This is a genomic window from Paracoccus sp. R12_2, from assembly GCF_017744015.1.
Taxonomy (GTDB): domain Bacteria; phylum Pseudomonadota; class Alphaproteobacteria; order Rhodobacterales; family Rhodobacteraceae; genus Paracoccus.
In genome coordinates this window covers 1-22,447 of record NZ_JAGHRA010000016.1, presented here as the reverse complement: position 1 = coordinate 22,447, position 22,447 = coordinate 1, and the positions used below count along the sequence as shown (strand labels likewise).

The following is a 22,447-nucleotide window of genomic DNA, read 5'->3' as shown; positions in this document are numbered from 1 at the left end:
CAACAGCTGCGCGCGCTAGCTGTGTACAGCCTGTGCACGATTTGTGTCGCGCCGGTGTACGGGTTGTGCCGCCGATTTCCCAGCATTTGCTGGCCGCAGCGCAATCTCCGTCGTCCGGCTGTCATCGCGCAACGCACGCTGCGTTGCGCAACACCGATCAGCCTTCGGCATAGGCGGTGTAAAGCTGATCCACCCGGTCCGTGACTCGTCCCGGCAGCCCGGACCGCAGCGGCCTGCCATCGATGCTGGCCACCGGCGTGATACCGCCCAGCGTGCCGGTCACGAACGCCTCGTCCGCGCCGTAGGTCTGGGCCAGCGTGAAATCCCCCTCGCGCACCGTGCCGCCCGCCTCGCGCCACAGCCGGATGACCGTCGCCCGCGTGATCCCGTTGAAGCAGCACCCCCCGTCCGAGGTCCACAGGTCGTCGCCGCGCACGATGAAGAAATTGGTGGAGTTGCAGCTTGCCACGAAGCCGCGATCGTCCAGCATCAGCGCCTCGTCCGCGCCCATGTCGATGGCCTGGTTCAGCGCCTGGATGAAGTTCAGCCGACTATGCGAATTCAGCCGCAGATCGAATACATCAGGGGTCGAACAGCGAATGGCCGATGTCATCAGCGTCAGACCGCGCGCCTTCCGCGCCGGGTCGGGACGCTTGTATTCGGCAAGGATGACGATGGTCGGCCCGCCCAGGACAAAGCGCGGATCCTGATTGATCGTGGACTTGGTGCCCCGCGTCACCATCAGTCGCAGATGGGTGCCGTCCTGCATCCCATTGACCGACAGCGTCCGATGGATTTCGCCCGCAAGCGCCTGGCGATCCATGCCGATCTGCAGCCGGATCGCGTTCGCGCCTTCATACAGCCGGTCCAGATGCGCCTCCAGCGACAGGATCCGCCCGCGGACCAGACGCAGCCCTTCCCAGACACCGTCGCCCAGGCCGAAGCCCGCATCGAAGATGGATACGACCGCCTGATCGCGCGGCACGAATGCGCCGTTCACATAGACCAGCACCTCGGCGTTGCGCGGATCGGGGGCATAGGCTTGTGCGCTGTCGCGGCTGGCGTCGGTCATGATCTGATGTCTCCTGCGGCACTGCGCCGATATCGCCGCGCCAACGACCATCATCGTGTTGCGGCTCGGCGGTCCTGCTTTGCCGAAAGCAATCATGACCTGTCGATTTGTGCAAGGCGCAGCGATGGTCGTTGCCCCGCGCCGCGCCAGCGATATGATCGCCACGAATCAAGCTGGAATCGCGGGGGACGGATGTCCGTCAACACTGTCTGGGCGATGCTGCCCGCGCTGGCCTCGGCCGGTCTTCTGGCCTTTGGGCTGTTGGCCGCGCAGCCGCCGCGTCCGGCGGACGGCCCGGTTCCCGTGGTCGCCGCGCCAGCCGGCATGTCCGCGCAGTTCATCCCCGGCGCGCAGCCGACATCCGACATGACAGGTCTGGATGCACGCATCACCGGCCGCGCCAGTATCGGGGCGCGTGGATATGAACATCAGTGGCCGGCATTTCACGCCTCTGCCCGGTTTTCGGGCCACAGCGTCGCGGTCGCGCTTGACGATGCCGTCAACAGGTATCGCGTCACGCTGGACGACGCTGCGATCGTGCTGACCAGGCCGGGTGCCGGAATGCTGCGGATCGAAGGGCTTTCCGACGGCCCGCACCAGATCCGCATCGAAAAACTGAGCGAGCGGTCCGAGATCGGCCGCTTCGACGGCTTCTTCCTGCCCGCTGCAGGCACCGCCCTGCCCCCGCCGGCAGCCGTTCCGCTGATCGAGTTCGTGGGCGATTCCGATACCGTCGGCTACGGCAACACGGCGCCGGGACGCGATTGCACGTCTGAACAGCAATATCTGGCAACCGACACCTCGCAGGCCTATGGGCCGATGACGGCGCGGGCGCTTGGTGCGGATTATCGCGTGATCGCCGCATCCGGGATCGGGCTGGTGCGCAATCTGGGCGGCGGTTCCGATCCGGCGATGGCGCAGTTGTATGACCGCGCCCTGCCATCGCGCCCCGACGCAGCCTCGGCCCCAGAGCGCGCGGCCGATGTGGTCGTGATCGGGCTGGGATCGAACGACTTCGCCGAACGACCGGAACCGGATCAGAGCCGCAGGGAACTGCAACGCCAGCGCGACCGCTTTGCCGACGCGCTGCTGCAATTCATGCGCGACCGGCGGGCCGATTCACCCTCGGCGCGCATCGTGCTGTTGGCATTCGGCGAATACGGCGACGATCTGGTCGCCGCGCACAGGCAGGCCCGGAACGCGTTCGTCGCCGAAGGCGATGCCGCCGACCTGCTTGTCCTTCCCGAACTGGCGCGGACCGCCTGTCACTGGCATCCCTCGCTGAACGATCATCAGGTCATCTCGGCGAAACTGACTCGACTGCTCAAGGCCACGTCGGGTCTGCCATAGCGGCCGAAAGCCGTCGCCCGCCGCAGCGCGTCGCTTGCCGCCGGGTTTCCAGTTGGACGATTTTCGACTAAACTGTTCGCGCGCTTCACGAACCATCAGTCCGAGCGATCACTCCATGCATCTTCAGGATCTGCGCCCGCTGACCAACAAGCTGCGACGGATGGCAGGACTTGGTTCGGGCGACCTGACCGATCTTGCCATCGAGCGCTGGGAAATCAGCCCCGCCGAGATCCGCGAGGTGCCGCCCGCGATCTGCCTGCCGGGTCAGGCCGAACGGATCACCCGCACGGAATTCGCGCCGCTGCGCGACGTCCTGATGTCGCTGCACGGCGACCCCTGCGAACACATCCCCGCGACGATGGCCTATCGTTTGCGCGACGTGGATTTCGTCGATGGCGTGCTTTACGCTGGCAACGCGGAACTGCATCTGCGCCGGCGCCGTCGGTCGCCACTGGCGCATCGCAGGCCCCGGCACAGCATCTCGGGCGCGATCTACGAGACGTGGGTAGGCAATCGCTGGTTCGGCAACTGGCTGCTGGATGACTGCCTGTCCTACAGGCTGGCCGAGACCGCCGGTGATCCCGTGACCTCGACACCGCCGCGCGGCGGTCACGTTCCACGCTACGAGGAATTGCTGTCGATGTCGCCCGCGCGCGTCGAGGATGTTCACTTCGACGAACTGATCCTGTTTGACGACCATCACAACAACTCGGGCCGTCTGGCGCGGGCGCAGGACATGCGCGACAGGCTGCTGGCCGGGCGCGATCCTGCGCCGAACCCGGGCGTGTTCCTGTATCGCGGGCGCAGCGGCGATGCGCGGGTGCTGGAGAACGAAGATGAGCTGGCCGAGAAACTTCAGGCGCAATACGGTTTCCGGATCATGTTTCCCGAAGATCACACGGTGGACGAACTGCTGGAAGCCTGTGGTGCGACCCGGATCGTCGCCGGGGTCGAGGGAAGCCAGTTGAATCACGGCATGGCGGTCATGCCGCCGGGCGGCACGTTGCTGACGCTGCAGCCCGCCGACCGCGCGACCACCGCGATGAAGCTGCTGAGCGACCGTTGGCAGCAGCGTTTTGCGATGATCGTGGGCGCCGGACACGCGGGTTCATTCCGCATCGCATGGGACGATCTGCGCCGGACGCTGGACCTCATCCTGTAGTTTTGGACAATTTGGCTGCAATCGATCCAATATGCGCTTGAAATGACACGGCTTGCCGGTCATTTTTGCGGCGCCCTCGGGGGCAGTGCGGTCAGGAGGATGTTCACCCTCCACTTGTTTTCTCGGTTCGGAGTGTTCGATCAGTGTGGGGCGAAATTCGCAAGGATTATGAAAGACATGGCCGCAGGATCAGTGATCCTGCCTTCGTGTCGCTGGCAATCTATCGCTATGGCCGATGGGCATTGCAGCGTGAAAGCCGGGTCGGGCGGTGGTTTGCCAACAAGCTGTACGGTCTGCTGTGCATCCTGATCCTGAACATCACCAAGGTCTGGATTCCCCCCACCGTCAGGATCGGTGACGAATTTCACATCATCCACGCCGAAGGCTCGCTGTCCATCCATCCCGACGTCGTCATCGGCGACCGCTTCGGTGTCATGCACAACGTCACCATAGGCACCAACATGCGCGGCGGCGCGCCGGTGATCGGGGATGACGTGTTCATCGGCGTCAACTCGACCGTGCTGGGACGCATCAAGATCGGAAACCGCGTGAATATCGGCGCGAACACCGCGGTCAGCACCAATGTCCCTGACGACAGCATCGTGATCGGATCGCCCGCCCGCATCTTTCCGAAGCTGCCGATCTTCGCGGCGAAGAAGAAGGAAGGCGAGGCGTGAACGCGACAGGCGATGCATCGATGTGGCGGCTTCTGGCAGACAACCTGCCGCAGCACGCGGACCAGGTCGCGCTGATCGACGCCAAGCGGCAGGCGACCTATGCGCAGGTGACGGACGAGGCCGGTCTGGTCGCTGGCTGGCTGGCGGCCAAGGGCATTCAGCCGGGCGACCGGGTGATCGTCCATCTGCGCAAGGGCATCGACGAGGTGACCGCGATGTTCGGCGCGTGGAAGATCGGCGCCGTCGTGGTCAACGTCAATCATCAGTGGACGCCCGCGCAGCTTTCCTATGTCGCCCATGACTGCCGGGCGCGTGCCGCGATTCTGGGCGCCAATGTGCTGAAGGGCCTGGCCGCCGATCCGCTGCCCCTGTCGCTGGAACATCTTCTGGTCCAGGGCCGCGTGGCCGCCCTGCCCGACAGCGCAACCCTGTGGGAAGCCGTCTCGCCCAGTGCCGCCATCGAACATGTGCCCGACCCCGGCGATCTTGCCGCGATCATTTATACTTCTGGATCGACCGGCAAACCCAAGGGCGTGATGCTGAGCCATCGCAACATCCGCATGGGCGCCATCTCGGTCAGCGAATATCTGGGACTGACGCAGGACGACCGGCTGCTGTCGGTCCTGCCCTACAGCTTCGATGCCGGGCTGAACCAGCTGACCGATGCGTTCCTGATGGGCGCGACGGTCATCCACCAGCCCGTCTCGATGCCGTCCGAGGTGGTGCGCATGGCAGCCGATCATCAGGCGACGACCATCGCCGGCGTGCCGCCCTTGTGGAACCAGGTGGTGCGTTATCTGGCAGACAGCGGCACGGCCTTGCCCGCACTGCGGCGCGTGACCAATACCGGCGGCAAGATCCCCCCGAACATCCTGCAGATGATGCCGCAGGTCTTTCCCGGCGTGGACATCTACCTGATGTACGGTCTGACCGAGGCGTTCCGGTCCACCTATCTGCCCCCCGCGAAATTCGCGGCCAAGATGGGCTCGATCGGGCGCGGCATCCCCAATGCGCAGATCTTTGTCGTCAAGCACGGCGAAGGCGTCGCCGGACCCGGCGAACAGGGCGAACTGGTCCATGGCGGCCCGCTGGTCAGCCTTGGCTACTGGGAACGTCCTGAACTGACCGCCGAAAAGATCCGCGTGCTTCCTGAATTGCGCGATCACCTGGGCGACGCGCCGGTGGTCTGTTCGGGCGATCTGGTGCGCGTGGACGATGACGGCGATCTGTGGTTCGTCAGCCGGATGGACGACATGATCAAGACCCAGGGCTTTCGCCTGTCGCCGACCGAAGTCGAGGATATCCTGTCTCAGTCCGGCATCGTCACCGATGTCGTGGCGTTCGGTGTGGACGATGACGATGCCGGACAGGTCGTGCATGTCGCCGCCTGCCTGATCGGCGATGCCGATACGCCTGCCTTGCTGACGCACTGCCGCCGGGCCATGGCGCATTACATGGTTCCGCGCCATATTCACGCGTGGCAGGGTGCAATGCCCCGAACCGCCAGCGGCAAGCTGGACCGCCCCAATATCATTGCCGCGACGAAAGCGGCCCACCAGAAGGACGCCACATGAGCATGACCGCCGAAGACCTGATCCGCTTCATCCGCGACGAATTGAATGTCGAGGACGACATCGATGCCGAAACGGAACTGTTCTCGACCGGGGTGCTCGATTCCGTCGCGATGATGAACATCATCGGCTTCGTCGAGGAAAAGGCCGAAATCGAGGTGCGGCCCGCCGACGTGACGCTGGAGAATTTCGACACCTGCAAACGGATCGTGGACTACGCGTGTGACCAGGCCTGAATCCGACATCGACCGCATCCTGACAGACGCTGCCGACCGTTTCGGCACGCCGTCCTATGTCTATCTGACGGATCTTGTCGAAGACCGCATCGCCGCGCTGGAATCCGCGTTCGGACGCTGGTTCCGGCTGTCCTACGCGATGAAATGCAACCCGAACCCGGCGCTGCTGTCTTGGCTGCGCAGCCGCGTGCCGTTCATCGACGTGTCATCGGGCGGGGAATTCCTGCTGGCGCAATCGGCCGGCTGGGAGGCGGAACACGCCAGCTTTACCGGACCCGCCAAGCGCGAGATCGAACTGCGGACGGTGATCCAGGCCGGACTGGGCGAGCTGGTCGTCGAATCGCTGCGCGAGGCGCGTCTGGCCGACCGCATCGCGGCCGAGGCGGGCCGCCGTCAGGATGTGGTGATCCGCATCGCGCCCGACCGCGTGCCGAAGGGTTTTGGTGACCAGATGGCCGGCCGGCCCAGCCCCTTCGGCATCGACATCGAGGAGGCCGAGGCGGCACTGGCCGAGATCATCGCGCTGCCCAACCTGCGCGTCGCGGGGCTGCATATCTATTCGGGCACGCAATGCCTGAAACCGGCCTCCATCGTCGAAAATTGGGGCATCTTCATCGGTATTTTCCGCGAACTGTGCGCCGCGCATGATCTGCGGCCCGACCGACTGATATTCGGATCCGGCCTTGGCATCCCCTATCACCCCGGCGATCAGGCGCTGAATCTGGACGAGGTCGCGGCCGCCGCCGCGCCCGAACTGGACGCGCTGAAGGCGGAACCACGCTTTTCGGACACCGAACTGGTTCTGGAACTGGGCCGCTACCTGGTCGGACCGGCAGGGTATTTCGTCACGCGCGTCACCTCGACCAAGGATTCGCGCGGCGCGCGGATCGCCATCTGCGACGGCGGCATGAACGGACATCTGGCCGCGTCGGGCCATTTCGGCATGGTGCTGCGCCGCAACTATGTGATCCACCGCGTCGGCGGTGGTGAGGGCGAGGAAAAGATCGACATTTCCGGGCCGCTCTGCACCTCGATCGACAAGCTGGGCACGAATGTCGTGCTGCCCCGTGTCGAGGAAGGCGACCTGATCGCGATCCATGCCAGCGGCGCCTATGGGCCGACGTCCAGCCCGGTGAACTTCATCAGCCACCCGACCCCGCGCGAAGTGCTGGTCACGGGCGGTCAGATGACCGACGCCACCAGGATCGAAGGCGCGGGCCTGCGCGACTGATCCATGCGGCGGCGCATCTGGACGCCGCCGCCGCGATCGGGTTCTGTGGTCGCCATCACGACGACGGAGGCCACGATGGACGACCTGGAAACACGCATCGCGCAAGCACGCGGCGACGAACCCGCCGATCTGATCCTGCGCGGAGGCCAGGTCTTCGACCTGATCACCGGCGAGATGCTGGACGGCGACGTGGCGATCTGCGGCGACCGGATTGCGGGCATCGGGGACTATGACGGTGACAGGGTGATCGACGTCACCGGACAGGTGCTTGTGCCCGGCTTCATCGACACGCATCTGCATGTCGAAAGCAGCCTTGTCACCCCGTTCGAATTCGACCGCTGCGTGACGCCGCGCGGGATCACGACGGCGATCTGCGATCCGCACGAGATCGCGAATGTGATCGGTCTGGACGGCATCCGCTATTTTCAGGTCGCGTCACGGCATCTGCTGATGGATCTGCGCGTGCAGCTGTCATCCTGCGTGCCATCGACCGAAATGGAGACATCAGGCGCGCGCATCGAGGCGGACGACCTGCAGGCGATGATGGACCATCCGTCGGGGATCGGACTGGCTGAATTCATGAACTATCCCGGCGTGATCCATCGCGACCCGGCGGCGATGGCCAAGCTGCGGCTGTTCGCCGGCGGCCATATCGACGGGCATTGCCCGCAATTGTCCGGGCGCGACCTGAACGCCTATGTCGCCGCGGGCATCCGGACCGAACACGAGGCGACGACCGCAGAAGAGGCGCTGGAAAAACTGCGAAAGGGGATGCGGGTCCTGATCCGCGAAGGGTCGGTCAGCAAGGACCTGCAGGCACTGCAGCCGGTGCTGACCGAACGGACCGCGCCCTATATGTGCCTGTGCACGGACGACCGGAACCCGCTGGACATCGGCGAACACGGGCATCTGGACTACATGATCCGCACGCTGATCGCGATGGGCACCCCGCCGCTGGCCGTCTATCGGGCGGCATCGCTGTCGGCGGCCGAGGCGTTCGGGCTGAAGGATCGCGGTCTGATCGCACCGGGCATGCGCGCCGACATCGTGGCGCTGGACAGTCTGGAAGGCTGCAACGCCTCGCTGGTGTTGTGCGGCGGTCGCGTGGTCGATGACACGGCCTTTCTCGGACGTGAAACCATTCCTCCGGTCGGGCGCGGCTCGGTCAAGGCACCGAGCGTGGCTGCCGGCGATTTCCGCTGCACTGGCAATACCACGCGGACGCCGGTCATCGGGATCATGGAAGGCAAGATCATAACGCAGCATCTGAACGAGGAGATCGCACCACAAGATGGCGACAAGCGTCCCGACCCCGGCCGCGATCTGCTGCGCATCGCGGTGATCGAACGACATGGGCGGAACGGCAATATCGCGACGGGCTTCGTTCGCGGCTTTGGCATGAAACGCGGCGCGATCGCCGGAACGGTCTGTCACGACCACCACAATATCGCCGTGGTCGGGGCGGACTACGATGACATGGCGCTGGCGGCCAACCGCCTGTCCCAGATCGAGGGCGGCTTCGTGGTCACCGACGGCGGCCGGATCCTGGCCGAACTGGCGTTGCCGGTGGCAGGGCTGATGAGCCTGGAGCCCTTCGAGACGGTGCGCGACGGTCTGGCGGAACTGCGCGACGCCGCGAAGACCCTGGGCGTCGAGCTGGAAGAGCCTTTCCTGCAGCTTGCATTCCTGGCGCTGCCGGTGATCCCGGCATTGAAGATCACCGATCGGGGCATGGTGGATGTCGAGGCGTTCGAGATCATCGCCGGTTAGCATGCCGATCTGTGGCGATCCGGGATGTCGGCCGCCAGCGGCGGCGATGACCGGGGGCGCTGCCCCCGGACCCCGGGGGTATTTAGGCAAAGAAGACGCGTGACATGCCTCAATCGTGGCGGATCACCATGGTGCGGGTCGCCGCGAATTCATAAAGCGCGTCGAAGCCCTTTTCGCGGCCATGTCCGGATTTCTTCATGCCGCCGAATGGCAGTTCTATGCCGCCGCCCGCGCCATAGGCGTTGACGAAGACCTGTCCGACCAGGATCTGGCGCGCGACGCGGATCGCCCGGGATCCATCACTGGACCAGACTCCCGCCACCAGACCGTACTCGGTGTCGTTGGCCAAGGCGATGGCGTCGGCCTCGTCCGCAAAGCTCATGACCGACAGTACCGGGCCGAACACCTCTTGTCGCGCCAGCGGATGGTCGCGCGGCACGGGACCATAGGCACGCGGCGCGATCCAGTTGCCGCCCGTGACCACGCCCGAATCGATGCGGCCCTCGGCGATCAGCGGTATGCCGTCGGCGTCCGCCTGCGCACAGAACCGCCGCACCCGGTCCATCTGCCGTGGATTGATCAAGGGGCCAAGATCGCGGTCGCTTTCGGGATCTGCGGCGGTAAGCCCTGGAAATTCGGCGCGCAGCCGTTGGGTCACCGTCGCCAGCAGGCTTTCCTGAACCAGCAGCCGCGCCCCGGCGGAACAGGTCTGCCCGGCATTCTGGGTGATCGCCTTCATGACCACAGGCAAGGCGCGGTCCAGATCGGCGTCCTCGAACAGGATCTGAGGGGATTTCCCGCCCAGTTCCAGCGTGCAGCCGACATGATTCCGCGCCGCCGCGATCTGGACGGCGGCACCGATTTCGGGACTGCCCGTGAAGCTGAGAAAATCGACGCCGGGATGCGCCGCAAGCGCCGCGCCGGCCTGATCGCCCCGCCCCGGCACGCAATTCAGCGCCCCGGCAGGCAGACCCGCCTCGCGCAGGATCTCGCATAACCGCAGCGGTGTCAGACAGGCGTCCTCGGCCGGTTTAAGCACGCAGGCATTGCCCATCGCCAGCGATGCGGCAATCGTGCGGCCGAACATCTGGGCAGGATAATTCCAAGGGATGATATGCCCGGTGACCCCGAACGGCACATATTCGGTGGTGACGAAATGGCCCGGCAGGAACGGAATCGTGTCGCCATGCAGCTTGTCCGCGGCTCCTCCGTAGAATTCCAGATAGCGCGCGGTCGCCGCGATATCGGCCCGTGCCTGGGACAGCGGCTTGCCGGTGTCGCGGGCCTCCAACGCGGCAAGCTGGTCGTGGCACCTGATTACAAGATCCGCCGCGCGCGTCAGGATGCGGCCGCGCTGCGTCGCGGTCATCTGGCCCCAGTCGGCTTCGCGTGCGCGCCGTGCGGCCGCGACCGCCGCCGAGATATCGTCGGCATTTCCGGCCGCGATGCGGGTGAACACCTCGCCTGTCGCGGGGGCGACGACATCCAGCGTCGCGCCGCTGGCCGATGCGCGCCAGTCGTTGTCGATGAAGACCCCGTCAGACACGGCTGCCGGGCTTGGGTTCGGGGACTGAAGGTTCATGTCATCTCTCCTCGCGGCAGGACAGTTGCGCATCGCGATCTTGGGTGCAAGCGGTCCGGGAAAGATGCATTGCTGACCGGCGACGGGCTGCGAGCATGTCACGCAGCAACAGGTGGTCCGCAAACGCACCGGTTCACCGGCATTCGCCATATTGTCTCTGCGATCTGCGTCATGTGAGATTGCGCAGCCATCATGGAATCGCTAGACAGTCGGTGCCCCGCATCCCGATCCGGCTATCGCCGTTTGGCGCGGGGCGCTGGTCGGAAATGTCGCGACGAAGCACACGGCCCGGCCCCGTAGCTCAACTGGATAGAGCAAGCGCCTTCTAAGCGCTAGGTTCCGGGTTCAAGTCCTGGCGGGGTCGCCACCATGCCTGCCCTGGTGCCACGCCATGCATGGAAATTGATCGGTTCGCTGTATGGCGCGCGTCAGAGGAACGAATTCGGGTGGATCAGGGAAATCCCACTGATCGTCGCAGGAACCATCCTTTCGCTCATTGGACAGGGAACGGCTGGAATAGCTGGAACAAACAGGTTTTCTCCGCGACTGGTCTGCGGCGAGCTGCCACCCGGCAGACGATTTGTCGGCGGGACCTGACGGGCCAGGTCGCGAACCGGCGAATACTGACCAAGCTTCCGAGCCTGCGCATGAGATCCGCGAACGGCCCGACCCAGACGAACGACCAAGTCACCACCAATGTGAAGAGCCGCAAAGGCGGATGAGGTCAACGATGCGATGACATACGATCCCGGCGAATGCGACGACGCCCGAAGCTCAATCTACCGCTGAGCGCGTTGTTTTCTTGGGCCCTGAAGGCAGCACGAAAATCAGCTTAAGCGCCTGATTTTTATGGCTCCGGCGGTAGGGGCCCCTCCGCGCAGCCAAGTCCCCTTGATTTCAAAGGAATTTCCGACGCGGCCGTGCACCGGCTCCGGGCAGACTCCAAGATGTGCCCGGAGTCGTGGCGTACTCCGGGCACCAAATCAAGCACTGAAAATTGTTACGGGATGTAGCCACGCAGGTGAGCTCTACCGGGCCAGCCTTAGGGGCCCCACCAGCCTTGTTGTGCCCTCGGTTCCGATATGCCCCGAGCGGTCCTTAGCCATCGACCAATACCTTCGCAAGCTGGCGAGAAGCTCGCCCATCTGGACTGCGAGGACCCACTGCGTGACGGAGATGACGAATACCTGCCTCTCCCCAACGGGGTCTGGGACGGCGAGCTCGCCACGCTGGTATCCGATCCCGCTTGGGGACCGGCCCTCGTGGGCGCAAAGAAAGGTCGCTTCCAGTCTTCTCTGTGCGCACCTTCTTGGGTGAGGAGGAGATGCGGCCGAGGGTCTGGCACGGCGGCTGGTCCGAGGCACCGGCGCGCCGCGCGCCGCCACAGTCCCCTTGCAGACCGCTCCCTCGGCCGCATGATGGCCGTCCGGATCGAAAGGACCAGACCGTGGAGTTCCTCCACGTGGCTGATCTCCACCTCGACTCGCCGCTCAAGACCCGAGCGGCGCGCGACAGCGCGTCGGGAGATGAGACTGCACGCGGCGTCGCGGCGGGTGCTTGCGCGACTTGTCGATGCGGCCGTGTCCGAGGCTTGGCCCCCGTGCTCTCCGCCTGGGACACCTTCGACAGCGACGGAAGTCCCGGTTATTTTGGGGCCTCCGCTTTCGCCCAGATTGGGCGACCTTAGCGTGGGGGTTCATTCTCGCGAAGCAAACAACACCGAGCTTTTCATTGTTGAGAGAAATGAACCAACCTGCCTCAATTACGGCACATGGGTCGCTTCGAATACATGCTGCGAATCGACTTCTCTGGATTTGTTTGCCGCGATTACGCAGAAAGAGAGAAATTGCAGGAGGGCAACATAGTGATCACCGCTTCACCACAGGTTCTCAAGTTCGAAAAAGAAATTCGAGACCGCAAGTCGAACTACGACAACTTGGAACAGGTTGCCGCGGCAGTGAGAGAGAACCTCGAGAGCTGGGGCATGAGTTTCACCGAGCAGATGATCTCGGACCTCGACGAGGCAGTGCAGAGGGTGCGAGCAACGGAGCAGGATGTCGTTATTCTCCGGAAGAATTCGATAATCTCGGATCGGGAAAAATGGTATGACGGTCCTCGAGGCAACGATCGTCATTGGCCCGCGCTCCACGCCTATCTGCTGAACACGAAAGGCTGGGCCGAAGAGACGATCCGGTCGCTGGATGAAGCGTCCAACGAAGTGGTTTCACTCCTCGACAACCCCTCGAAGGATCAGTTTCGATGCCGTGGGCTTGTTGTCGGTTATGTCCAATCCGGAAAGACGGCCAACATGACGGCCGTGATGGCGAAGGCCGTCGATGCTGGCTACAACCTGATCATCGTACTGGGCGGCGTGACGAATAAGCTCAGGAAGCAGACCCAGGATCGCTTTGCCAAGGACGTAGTCGGAAGGCACAGGCACCTGTGGGAGCTTTATACCACCAGCGACGAAACTGGAGACTTCAGCCACCCCGCAAACGGCGCCTTCACGATGCCGCATGAGGGTCATGCGCAGCTCATCGTGATGAAGAAGGAGGTCAGCCGCCTCCGTGCCTTGCGTAAGACGATCAGGAAGACCCCGAAGATCGTCATGGACAAACTGAAGGTTCTGCTGATCGATGACGAATGCGATCAGGCGTCTGTCAATTCATCGAGGGGGGATTTCGACATGACCCGGATCAACGAGGCGATCCGGCAAGTCTTGGCCGAACTACCGGCAGTTTCGTATGTCGGGTATACCGCGACTCCCTTCGCGAATGTCTTCATCGATCCGTTCCCGTTCAATCAGGAGGAACTGGACGATCTGTATCCTGCCGACTTCATCACGGCGCTCGAGAAGCCGATCGGTTACTTCGGGGCGGCAGAAGTATTCGGAAGCGACTCGGCCGAAGAAGAGGACGACGGTCGCGACATGGTGCGGCTGCTTGCCAAGAACGACCCGGACCTGATCCGACCAACCAGAAACGACGGGAAGGAAAGCTTCCGTCCGATCATGACGGCAAGCCTCGAGAACGCGATCATGTGGTTCCTCGCCAGTTGCGCGATCCGGCGGTCACGTGGGCATCAGGACCAGCACATGTCGATGCTGGTTCACTCGTCGCAGTATGTCGCCCAACACGATTACATGTCCGACCTGATCAGAAACTGGATCGAAACGCATGGCCCCGACATCGTTTCCGGTTCCGGAGAGACGGGCGCACGGTTCGACGCGCTTTTCCTTGACGAGGTCGAGCGCACGGCGCCTCCGGGCGCGGACCGCATTCCGGAGAGTCTCGAGGCCGTCCGTGACTATCTGCCGGATGTTCTGGACGCGCTGACCTTCCCGGTCGAAAACGGGAGAAGCGATCGGCGGCTCGACTACGAGAAGGGTCCCGTCACCTGCATCGTGGTCGGCGGCACGGTCCTTGCGCGCGGCTTGACGCTGGAGGGGCTGACCGTGTCCTATTTCCTCAGGACCTCGAAACAATACGATACGCTTCTGCAGATGGGGCGCTGGTTCGGATACCGGCCCGGCTATGACGACCTTCCGAGGCTGTGGACGACCGCGGATCTGATCGCGAACTTCCGGGCGCTGGCGCGAATCGAAGAGGAGATCCGGGAAGACATCGCCGAATATAACAACCGTAATCTGACGCCTATGCACTTCGCCGTGAAAGTCCGGTCGATTCCCGGCATGGCCATCACGTCGGCAGCAAAGATGAAGCATGTCCATCGCACCAGCATGAGCTACGACGGTCAGCATGTTCAGACGATCCGCTTCGATCACAGGAAGGCGGATGTTCTGCGGGGTAACTGGCGCGCTGCAGCAAACCTTGTGGACGCCTGCATCGAGGGAGCCGGGACGAGATCGAATGAAAATAGCCACGTGCTCTTTCGGGAGGTGCCATTCGAAGCGATCCGGAGTTACTTCGTGGCAACCGAGATCTGCAACGAGCACATGGATCTGAAAAAGCCTCATCTTCTCGGCTATCTTGACGAGATGGGAGAGACATTCGGACCTTGGAACGTAGCTGTCATGCAACCGCGGAGCGACACGAGATCCACGCGGGAACTCGGTGAACTCGGGCAGGTCGGGACGATACGTCGTTCGCGGCTGGAGGCGTCCCCGGATCACTACGCGGACATAAAGGCGCTCATGTCCAAACGAGACGTCCTTGTCGATGCGGAGCCCAAACGCATCACTGATTTCGACGGCAAGGAAGACTGGACGAACCTGAAGTCCCTTCGGCCCAAGGTGCCTTTGCTGCTGCTTTACCCGATCGATTCCAAATCTCCACCGAAGGGGCCAGCGAAGACGCGTGTTCCTCTCGACGCGGTCGAGGATGTAATGGGTTTCGGTATCGTCTTTCCGGGGCAGAAGGATCGCTCGGGCGGCTACTTCGCTGTGGAACTGGATGCGCCAGCCGCGGATCAGTTCGAAGAGGACGAGTTGGAGGAAATCGGCGAACCGCGGGAGCCTCAGGATGCCTGACGGCGCACGGGAGTTCTGGAGCCGGTTGAGGTCGACAGGTGGTGGTGATGGACGGCTCGAGGTGCCGACCCTGAACACCGGCGTCGAGACGGGATACGGTCCGGCTCTGTATGCCGTGGGGCCGGATGGCGAGCCGCGCCTGCTTGTTCCCTTCGGCAGAAGATCCCCGCCGAAGGATCTGGGGTCGGGGCCGAACCTCTTCGCCGGTATCAGCACGTTCACGATGGACGGAAGCTCGGTGTCCTTCATCGACGTGATGGTTTCGGAGCGGAAACTCGACAACGTCTTCGCGGAGCTCGCAGGTGAAATCCTGATCAGGCTTCGCGACGGGCAGGCGCCTGCCAAGGCCGTGTCGGGAACGATATCGGATTTCCGGGCACTGCTGATGGGCCGGGGCCGCAAGGATCCGTCGTCGGCAGAGGTCATGGGGCTGGTCGGCGAGTTGCTGATCCTGAAACGGATAGTGGATCTGAAGCCTGGCGCCATTTCATCGTGGACTGGGCCCTTCGGCCAGCGACACGACTTCCGGAGCGGTGATCGTGCGCTGGAGGTGAAGACATCGGGACGCGCGGATGCCGGGCATCTGGGCATCAACGGGATACTGCAGCTCGATCCGCCGGAGGGGGGCACACTACTTCTGACGCACGTTCGCCTGGAAAGGGCGGAGGAGGGTAACCTGTCTGTATCCGGTCTGTGCAAGTCGATCGTAGAGGCTGGTGCCGACTCCCACCTTCTGACCGAGGCTCTGGGCAAGCTTGGGTGCGACGCGCCTGATGACGACAGGTGGAACCGCACGCGTTTCTCTTTCGAAGGCTTGGACATCTATCGCGTAGAGCCGGGGTTTCCGCGACTGACGCCCGATGATTTCTCGGCCGCTGTCTTGCCGGCAGGTGTCGCGAAGCTTTCCTATGAAATCGATCTTTCGCATGCTCGCGACTTCCTTGTTCCTCACGAGGATATGGAAGGGTTGCTGAAAGGATTTCCGGAATGAAGTCTATGGAGCTTTACAGCGAACCTTTCGCCACGACGGGAAATATTACCGGCGAGGGCTTCAGACGGCTTCTCGGGCGGCCGGCGCTCGGGCTTCTGCAGACGGTCATCCGCGAAGCGTTGCAGAACTCGATGGACGCCACGCTGCCGGACCAAGGACCGACGGTTATGCTGCGAAGCCGGGTTCTTCGGGGCGAGGAATTCGCTGCGCTCCGCGGTCGCGTGTTCGCGGAAATTCCGAAGGACGCCGACGCTGCTCTTCTTCAGGAGGAGCTGATGGGAGAAAGCCTCGAGGTCTTCGAGATCGCTGATTTCGGGACAAGCGGGCTTTCGGGGCCAACCCGAGCGGACCTTGTGGCGGATGGGCCGGAAGATCCGGATTTCGTGAATTTCATGCGGAATGTCGGCGCCGCCCGCGACACCCGTCATGGCGGTGGAACATATGGTTACGGCAAGACGTCGCTTTATGCGTTGAGCCGCCACTCGACAATTCTCGTCGACAGCCAGACGACCTGCGACGGCCTTCCGGTTCGCAGGCTCATGGCATGCCGCCTTGGCGGAACCTTCGCGGCGATCGAAGGTGACGTGCGGAAGCGATTTACTGGGCGACACTGGTGGGGAAGTCTCGACGGTACGAGCGGAGTGGAGCCGTTCTCAGGGGATGAGGCTATTCGTCTGGCAGGCTTGCTCGGTCTGCCCGAACGAAGCGCCGAAGCGACAGGGACGACGATCATGATCGTCTCGCCCCGCCTCGATGAGGAAGACGACGAGGATGAGCGGCTCCCGGTCGGTCCGCATCTGCTCGAGACCGTCCTCTGGAATTTCTGGCCGAGGATGTGCAGGGACACGCCGTGTCATCGGAAGCTCTCGGTGTCCATCGACGTGGACGGACAGAACGTCCGCGTTCCCGATCCGGAAGACTATCCGCCGCTCGATCATTTCGCCCGGGCGCTTTCGGACATCAGGTCAGGTGGCGGCCAGATCGTCCGCAGCCAGCGTCCGGCCATGGATCTGGGCCGAATTGCCATGGTCAAGGGGTTGCGTTCCGATCGGAATCCGGCCGCGCTGCGTGCCGATAGCCCGTTCCCGAAACAGGCCAGCCACATCGCGCTGATGCGGCCGGTCGAGCTGGTCGTCAAGTATGTTGAAGGCGAGGCGTTCTCGGATGCACGGTTCGAATGGGGGGGCGTTTTCGTCTGCTCAGATGACGACGAGGTCGAAGCGGCATTCGCCGACGCCGAACCACCGGCGCATGACGACTGGATCCCCGACAACCTTCCCAAGGGACGCTCGAAGACCTTCGTGAACGTCGGACTGAAGCGGATCAACGAAGCGGCGCGCACCTTTGCCATTCCGTTGTCCGCTTCGGGGCAGTCGGAGGAAAGAGGGCAGTCCCTGGCGACGACGGCGACGCTCATGGGCCGGTTGCTGGAGGGGGGATCGGCCAAAGGTCCCGGCCGCCGATCCGGCGGCGGCGGAGGTGGAACGACGAAACGGACAAGAGTGTCCTCGCCCCGCTTCTCGCGTCTGGAAATCGATGCCGGGCGAAAGGTCGCCGTCTTCGAAGCGGATCTGTCGAACGATGGAAGGTCGCCGGATCTTGTCCTGAGGGCAGTGCCGCATCTGGTCATGGATGGGGGCATCGCGTCTTCGGATGATGTGGACGTCGGCTTTACCGGGCAGGTCCTCGACCTCACCGTCGCGGACGCGACGGAGCCGGGCGAGAGCATGGCAATCGGCACCATGGCGGGCAGGGTCGTCTGCAGGGTGCCCGTGCCCGACGAGGCGGCCATCGGGTTGCGGCTGTCGCTTGAGGAGGCGGGCACATGAATCAGCGTGTTGCATTTCCCTTCAGCCGTCTTGATCCGGCCTCAGTGGGGTTCATGGGGTGGCGGATCGGCGATCCGGGTGAACCGCTGGTGCCGGCAACCGATATCTTCGAAGGCTGGGATTATGAACGGGACCTGGAGGTCAGTGTCGGTTTCGAGATCGATTTCGAGCGGGCGGCGGCGCAGCTCGACATTCCGCTCGACCAGCTTTCGATGGCCCTTGTCCTGAAAGCCGGAACCGGCTCAGGGAAGATGCCCAGAAGAATGGAGCGGATCCAGACGCGAAAGCTTGTGCCTTCCGCCCCGGAATTCGAGGTGCGTGCTGTCGTGACGGGATCGCGCTTGTCCGGGCGCCTTCTGCTGGAGGCCGGGATCTTGCTGGATGCAGAGCCTGCCAGTCCCGGTGCGCTTTCGCCGGCAATGCCGGGCGCCAGACTCTGGACAGACCGCAAGGACATCCTTCTCGAGGATGGCGGAGCGGCACGCTTCCCGCTCGAGACCATCAGTTTCGCGTCAGCATTCGCCGGCCAGCCGCATGCCTCGGCACCTTGGTATGTGCATTGGCGCAGCGGCTTGCTTGACGCTGACTTCGGCGGTGCCGTGCGGGTCTACGTGAACGCCGACAACACCGAACTCTGCGAACGCTTCGTTGCTGGTGATCCGGTGACGGTCCAGGCGGTGCTGGGGGATGTGATGTCCCAGATGATCGAGAACGTTGTCGCCATGCCCGATTGCGACGAGGCGCTCGAGGACTGTGTCGAGGGCTCGGTGGGGGATCAGGTCAGGAACTGGCTGGACTTGGCGTTCCCTGGGCAGTCCCTTAACAAGATCAGGGCGGAGATGGCCGGCGCTCCGGGACGTTTCCGCGCAACAATCATGGCTGCTGCACAGGTCGGAGAGGGCGAATGACACGTGTCCTGCTGTTGCCTCGCCTGAACGAGCTGGGCGTGATGAGGATCATCGACGACGTCGGTAACGAGATGCCGACCGCGAAAGAAGTGCTCGATATCCTCGACGAGCATTCCTCCTGCCTCTGGTTCGCCCCCAGCGGGGGATCGGTCAGTGTCGAAGCCGCTGTCGATATTGCCCGGGACATCAGGCAGATCGCGGAAAGGCACGGGTTTCCGGAGAGCTCGGACCAGAAGTCGCGCTCTGCATTCGACGCGGAAGTGACCACCTGGCTCGGCGATCAGGACATCCTTTCGACAGGCGAGGCCTTGAGGGACGACGTCTGGGCGTTCCTTTCGTCGGCGCTTCTGGCCGATGTCGTCTCGTGGCGGTTCCCTGATCGCAATCTGGAGCGCTTTCGGGGCGGCGTGCGCAATGCGTTCCAGAGACTCTGGATCCGTGGGGTCACCCTCGATCTCGGCCCCGGCTCGGTCGACAGGTGGCAGTTGGTGCACGCCCTGAGTGAAGACGCGATGGTTCAGATCTTCGAGCGCGCATCACTTGCCGGGGACCGCAAGCTGGCCCGAGCCATTGCGTCCGCCTGGATGGTGACATCCGGGCGGATCGGCCGCGGGCGCATGGAGGAAGTGATGCGTGCCGCCACGAAGATGATCAGGCTGCGCAACGAGATCATCGATCTCGGGGAGTTGGAGCAGTCGGTGCTGAAACGGGAGATCGAGAAGATCTTCTTTCGCGTGGCAGGCGTGACGGACGACTTTCCCGCGTCGCGCCCGCTGGCAACGGCGGACAGCTGAGCCGCAACCTATAGCGTAACACCGGGTTCAATCGACGAGCCGCAGGACGGCCTTCGCTATCTGATAGGCGAGATAAGGGGGAACAGCGTTCCCAACCTGATGATACTGCATGGTCCGCGGACCGCAGAAGAAGTAGTTGTCGGGAAAGGTCTGAAGCCGAGCAGCTTCTCGCACGGTGAGAGAGCGGCATTGGCATGGGTCAGGATGTATGAAATAGTGTCCGTCCTTGGATATATGGCTCGTCACAGTCGTCGATGGACGCGTCGCGACCTGTGTCCGGAAGCGGTCCGCGAAGTCTCCCGAGCCGCGGTTTCGATGCTCGGGCTGCAGAAACTCCGGAAACTGCGAGAGCTTCGGCGCCCGGTCATGAACGTGGGAATACGCCGCCGAGAACAGATATCGGCCCAAGTCTGCGGGGATGTGGCCCCGGGTCTCGTGGTGAAGCGTCACGTCGAGCGTGTCGTCCAGTAGCCAGTCGCGAAGGTGGTTCGGAAGGAACTCGCCGTTACCTCTCATGCGCGCTGTCCGAAGCTCGGGCCGGGAGTTTGCCTTTGCGACATCACGCGCGATCTGGCGGACATCGGGCTCTGTGGCCTTGTCGCGCGCGATCCGCTTGGCTTGTTCGCGCACGGCCTCGTGCCAGGCCGAGGCGCTGTCCTTGCGACTCAGGCCGCTGCGAAGGCGCCAGAGGTCATCGATCGCTTCCGAAACAGTGACAGAGGGCTGTGGTTCACCGAGCAGTGGAGCATCGATTGCGGGAATCGGAATGTCATTGCGGATACCAAGCACGATCACGCGATGCCGAGCCTGCGGGACGCCATGTTGCTCTGCCCGGATCAGGAAATCGCGGCCATCGGCTCTTTCGCCGTCGGCGGGCGGCGTCGTTGCGAGAGGCAGGAGGCGATACCCATGTTCGCCGGCGGCTTCGAGGTCATCGAGCACGCGACTGAAGATGCCGCCGCCATCGACCTTGGACGACAGCATTCCCTTGACGTTCTCCATGATGAACACGCTCGGTTCGAGGCGGTTCAGGATCCGCACGTATTCGCGATAGAGATAGTGCCGGTCATCATCCTCCGGTATGTATCCCTGCTTGCCCTTGTTTCTGGAACGACCGGCAAGGGAGTAGGCTTGGCATGGGGGGCCGCCGATCAGGATCGTATTGCCATGATGAGTCTCGCGCGCTCTGTCCAACTCGACGGCAAGTTCCTCGAATACGCCCTCTTGGCCGAGTACCCGTTGCCTCACCTCAGCGTTGGCTTGCTGCCAGTTTGACGGATACAGCTCTGTCCAGTCGGGCAGGCCATGACCCGCATTTAGCGCATCATGATACTCTCGAGGGAAAGTCTCGAAACTGCGAAGGAACGACCGAAGGCGCAACGTCTGAACCGCATGGGGCTCCATCTCGACCGACAGGTGGATGCGCGCTTTCGCCTCGGCTTCCTGACCAGCACGCGCAAAACCCTCTCCCAGCCCCCCAGGCCCGGCAAAAAGATCGATGATTGCATATTTCTTCGCCAAACCACACCTCCGGAGTCGAGGTGTTCTACCAGGTTTGCCGTCAGGAACCAGGTCGAAAATCTACCACTTGGAGCCATATCACTGTCATGACAGACATCGTCGACAAGAAGACGCGCTCGCGGATGATGTCCGGCATCCGCGGCAAGAACACCAAGCCCGAGATGCTTCTCAGGAAGGCGCTCCATGCCGCCGGATATCGCTATCGTGTGAACGTTCGATCATTGCCGGGGTCTCCCGACTTAGTTCTTCGCAAGTGGAATGTCGCAGTTCAGGTACATGGATGCTACTGGCATAGACATGCAGGATGCCCCAAAGCCACGATGCCTTCCAGCAATGTGGAGTTTTGGAGCGGGAAGTTCTCCGCGAATGTGGCTCGTGACTCTCGTGCTTTGCAGGAGCTTCACCAATTGGGCTGGCGAACTGCGATCGTCTGGGAATGCGCTATCGGAAAGCAAGCGGACCAAGCATTGATCGAAGAAGTCATCGATTTCATTCGAAGTGGCAGGCGGCATCGCGAGTTCGGTTGAGAGGCATTCAACGGTGCTCGCCATGAGATGATAGCGCACGCACCCACGCACGGTTATTGCTGCTAATCGGGCTAACTTGCACCGGATTTCGCAAAATTAGCAGATTTCTTCTCGCCGCTCATCGCCGGGTTTTCGCCGAGCCTCCAAAAAAGATTGTGTCCGCGTTTTGGAGCCGCCCCGCCGGGGCGTAGGTCCCTCTTGTCGCAAAGAGGAGACCAAGATGTCCGAAGATAAAACGCAGACCTCCGAAGATGAAAGCCACGACGAATACCTGACGACAGCAGACGTCGCCAAGAAACTGAGGCGACACCCGCGGACGATCCGCGACTGGATCGTGAAAGGGACCGTGACTGAACGCGGCAGGGTGTTCCTGGACGGGACAAAGCCTGGCAAGAGCTGGCTCGTGCACCCCGATTGGCTGGCGCTCTTCGAGCATCGGATCCGCCCCGTACGGAGGGCGGATCTCGATCTCGAGTGAGCGCCAGCCAAGCACGGGAGTGAAGACATGACGGTTCAAGATCAAATTCGGGATTATCTCGGGGCGTCCGGGAGCAGCAAGCGAGCGCTCGCCCTGCAGGCGGGTCTGAACCCGCGGGCTGTGCAGGATATTCGTAAGCGTTCGCTGCGGACCACCGGCTGTTCAGTTTGGCGGCTCGAAGTTCCACGGCAGCAGGTCGTCGATGTCGCTTTGCGGGTGGCCGTTGGCGATCGCCGTGAGGGTGGCCTTGAGGTAGGCG

At 63.1% G+C, this 22,447-nt stretch carries 18 protein-coding genes and 1 tRNA gene; 15 read left to right on the top strand and 4 right to left on the bottom strand.

The features are described 5' to 3' along the window. Positions 1-157: 157 nt before the first annotated feature. The gene (locus tag J7359_RS16225) at positions 158-1,072 is read right to left on the bottom strand and encodes an aminotransferase class IV (protein ID WP_209058197.1); all 915 of its coding nucleotides are present in this window, start codon (positions 1,070-1,072) and stop codon (positions 158-160) included. Positions 1,073-1,264: 192 nt separating this feature from the next. Between J7359_RS16225 and J7359_RS16220 the strand changes: the two genes are divergently transcribed. The 7 genes from J7359_RS16220 (at position 1,265) to ade (ending at position 9,069) form a co-directional block, all read left to right on the top strand. After that, the gene (locus J7359_RS16220) at positions 1,265-2,422 is read left to right on the top strand and encodes an SGNH/GDSL hydrolase family protein (protein WP_209058195.1); all 1,158 of its coding nucleotides are present in this window, start codon (positions 1,265-1,267) and stop codon (positions 2,420-2,422) included. A 115-nt stretch (positions 2,423-2,537) separates the two neighbouring features. Beyond that, positions 2,538-3,584, top strand: a complete 1,047-nt coding sequence (locus J7359_RS16215; RefSeq protein WP_209058194.1) for a glycosyltransferase family 61 protein — start codon at positions 2,538-2,540, stop codon at positions 3,582-3,584. 206 nt (positions 3,585-3,790) lie between these two features. Beyond that, positions 3,791-4,261: a serine acetyltransferase gene (locus J7359_RS16210; protein ID WP_348524405.1), complete on the top strand. Its 471-nt coding sequence runs from the start codon at positions 3,791-3,793 to the stop codon at positions 4,259-4,261. After that, positions 4,258-5,835, top strand: a complete 1,578-nt coding sequence (locus J7359_RS16205) for an AMP-binding protein (protein ID WP_209058191.1) — start codon at positions 4,258-4,260, stop codon at positions 5,833-5,835. The genes J7359_RS16210 and J7359_RS16205 overlap by 4 nt, the downstream gene beginning before the upstream one ends. Continuing rightward, positions 5,832-6,068, top strand: a complete 237-nt coding sequence (locus tag J7359_RS16200) for an acyl carrier protein (RefSeq protein WP_209058189.1) — start codon at positions 5,832-5,834, stop codon at positions 6,066-6,068. The genes J7359_RS16205 and J7359_RS16200 overlap by 4 nt, the downstream gene beginning before the upstream one ends. Beyond that, positions 6,055-7,299, top strand: a complete 1,245-nt coding sequence (locus J7359_RS16195; RefSeq protein WP_209058187.1) for a type III PLP-dependent enzyme — start codon at positions 6,055-6,057, stop codon at positions 7,297-7,299. Before J7359_RS16200 ends, J7359_RS16195 begins: the two co-directional genes overlap by 14 nt. A gap of 75 nt (positions 7,300-7,374) precedes the next feature. Continuing rightward, positions 7,375-9,069, top strand: a complete 1,695-nt coding sequence (gene ade, locus J7359_RS16190; protein ID WP_209058185.1) for an adenine deaminase — start codon at positions 7,375-7,377, stop codon at positions 9,067-9,069. 109 nt (positions 9,070-9,178) lie between these two features. On the opposite strand, the gene J7359_RS16185 is transcribed toward ade, so the two are convergent. Beyond that, complete coding sequence (locus J7359_RS16185; protein ID WP_209058184.1) at positions 9,179-10,651, bottom strand: aldehyde dehydrogenase family protein; 1,473 nt, start codon at positions 10,649-10,651, stop codon at positions 9,179-9,181. A 290-nt stretch (positions 10,652-10,941) separates the two neighbouring features. On the opposite strand from J7359_RS16185, the gene J7359_RS16180 reads away from it, so the two are divergent. The 6 genes from J7359_RS16180 to J7359_RS16155 all read left to right on the top strand — a co-directional run bounded on the left by J7359_RS16180 (position 10,942) and on the right by J7359_RS16155 (position 19,662). Then, positions 10,942-11,018 (top strand) — tRNA-Arg (locus tag J7359_RS16180). Between the two features lie 1,422 nt (positions 11,019-12,440). Beyond that, complete coding sequence (locus J7359_RS16175; RefSeq protein ID WP_209058182.1) at positions 12,441-15,140, top strand: Z1 domain-containing protein; 2,700 nt, start codon at positions 12,441-12,443, stop codon at positions 15,138-15,140. Continuing rightward, positions 15,133-16,131, top strand: a complete 999-nt coding sequence (locus J7359_RS16170; RefSeq protein ID WP_209058180.1) for a PD-(D/E)XK motif protein — start codon at positions 15,133-15,135, stop codon at positions 16,129-16,131. Before J7359_RS16175 ends, J7359_RS16170 begins: the two co-directional genes overlap by 8 nt. A 5-nt stretch (positions 16,132-16,136) precedes the next feature. Next, the gene (locus J7359_RS16165; protein WP_209058176.1) at positions 16,137-17,960 is read left to right on the top strand and encodes a hypothetical protein; all 1,824 of its coding nucleotides are present in this window, start codon (positions 16,137-16,139) and stop codon (positions 17,958-17,960) included. A 53-nt stretch (positions 17,961-18,013) separates the two neighbouring features. Further along, positions 18,014-18,868 (top strand): hypothetical protein, encoded by an 855-nt coding sequence (locus tag J7359_RS16160; RefSeq protein ID WP_209058175.1) that lies wholly within the window; start codon positions 18,014-18,016, stop codon positions 18,866-18,868. Beyond that, on the top strand, positions 18,865-19,662 hold the full coding sequence (locus J7359_RS16155) for a hypothetical protein (RefSeq protein WP_209058174.1): 798 nt from the start codon (positions 18,865-18,867) through the stop codon (positions 19,660-19,662). Before J7359_RS16160 ends, J7359_RS16155 begins: the two co-directional genes overlap by 4 nt. A gap of 27 nt (positions 19,663-19,689) precedes the next feature. Here J7359_RS16155 and J7359_RS16150 read toward each other — a convergent pair whose 3' ends face one another. Next, positions 19,690-21,183 carry a DNA cytosine methyltransferase gene (locus J7359_RS16150; protein ID WP_209058173.1) on the bottom strand — a complete coding sequence of 498 codons (1,494 nt, stop codon included), beginning with the start codon at positions 21,181-21,183 and terminating at the stop codon, positions 19,690-19,692. Between the two features lie 86 nt (positions 21,184-21,269). On the opposite strand from J7359_RS16150, the gene J7359_RS16145 reads away from it, so the two are divergent. Both J7359_RS16145 and J7359_RS16140 read left to right on the top strand, forming a co-directional pair. Beyond that, a complete protein-coding gene (locus J7359_RS16145; protein ID WP_209058172.1) occupies positions 21,270-21,710 on the top strand; it encodes a very short patch repair endonuclease in 441 nt (146 codons plus the stop codon). 220 nt (positions 21,711-21,930) lie between these two features. Beyond that, the gene (locus J7359_RS16140) at positions 21,931-22,188 is read left to right on the top strand and encodes a helix-turn-helix domain-containing protein (RefSeq protein WP_247740473.1); all 258 of its coding nucleotides are present in this window, start codon (positions 21,931-21,933) and stop codon (positions 22,186-22,188) included. Positions 22,189-22,350: 162 nt separating this feature from the next. Here the strand turns inward: J7359_RS16140 and J7359_RS16135 are convergent. Next, the coding region (locus J7359_RS16135; protein WP_209058315.1) for a transposase domain-containing protein at positions 22,351-22,447 on the bottom strand (97 nt) is incomplete at its 5' end.

Coding starts and splice junctions, on each gene's coding strand:
- J7359_RS16225 (WP_209058197.1), bottom strand. CDS start 1,072: ATGACCGACGCCAGCCGCGACAGCGCACAAGCCTATGCCCCCGATCCG.
- J7359_RS16220 (WP_209058195.1), top strand. CDS start 1,265: ATGTCCGTCAACACTGTCTGGGCGATGCTGCCCGCGCTGGCCTCGGCC.
- J7359_RS16215 (WP_209058194.1), top strand. CDS start 2,538: ATGCATCTTCAGGATCTGCGCCCGCTGACCAACAAGCTGCGACGGATG.
- J7359_RS16200 (WP_209058189.1), top strand. CDS start 5,832: ATGAGCATGACCGCCGAAGACCTGATCCGCTTCATCCGCGACGAATTG.
- ade (WP_209058185.1), top strand. CDS start 7,375: ATGGACGACCTGGAAACACGCATCGCGCAAGCACGCGGCGACGAACCC.
- J7359_RS16185 (WP_209058184.1), bottom strand. CDS start 10,651: ATGAACCTTCAGTCCCCGAACCCAAGCCCGGCAGCCGTGTCTGACGGG.
- J7359_RS16175 (WP_209058182.1), top strand. CDS start 12,441: ATGCTGCGAATCGACTTCTCTGGATTTGTTTGCCGCGATTACGCAGAA.
- J7359_RS16170 (WP_209058180.1), top strand. CDS start 15,133: ATGCCTGACGGCGCACGGGAGTTCTGGAGCCGGTTGAGGTCGACAGGT.
- J7359_RS16165 (WP_209058176.1), top strand. CDS start 16,137: ATGGAGCTTTACAGCGAACCTTTCGCCACGACGGGAAATATTACCGGC.
- J7359_RS16160 (WP_209058175.1), top strand. CDS start 18,014: ATGGGGTGGCGGATCGGCGATCCGGGTGAACCGCTGGTGCCGGCAACC.
- J7359_RS16155 (WP_209058174.1), top strand. CDS start 18,865: ATGACACGTGTCCTGCTGTTGCCTCGCCTGAACGAGCTGGGCGTGATG.
- J7359_RS16145 (WP_209058172.1), top strand. CDS start 21,270: ATGACAGACATCGTCGACAAGAAGACGCGCTCGCGGATGATGTCCGGC.
- J7359_RS16140 (WP_247740473.1), top strand. CDS start 21,931: ATGTCCGAAGATAAAACGCAGACCTCCGAAGATGAAAGCCACGACGAA.